We start from the raw sequence: 253 nt of genomic DNA on the forward strand, positions 1-253 counted from the left end.
TTCTTCGCTGGATAGCTTGTCGTCAAGCTTGTCCTTCGAAGCAATAACGTAGAAGCCCTTCAGGCGCTCCGCACACGACTGGTTTCCGTTGCACTGATCGTCAGCAGAACGGTTGTAGATGTTAACCTGTCCGACCGGAACTGTTTTCTCAAGGTCAACCTCCCACCAGGGATCATTCTGCGTAGCCGTTGCGCTAACCGAACCGTTGTCCCACTTTCCATCCGTGTTGCCGTCGACGTCTCGGGATGCTGGG

General features: G+C 54.5%; 1 protein-coding gene. It reads right to left on the bottom strand.

Translation table 11 applies throughout. The features are described 5' to 3' along the window. Window positions 1-253, bottom strand: a 253-nt coding sequence (locus QP415_RS12320; protein WP_285100264.1) for a galactose-binding domain-containing protein, incomplete at both ends; no start/stop codon positions are given.

Source organism: Pauljensenia sp. UMB3104, assembly GCF_030217285.1.
Classification (GTDB): domain Bacteria; phylum Actinomycetota; class Actinomycetes; order Actinomycetales; family Actinomycetaceae; genus Pauljensenia.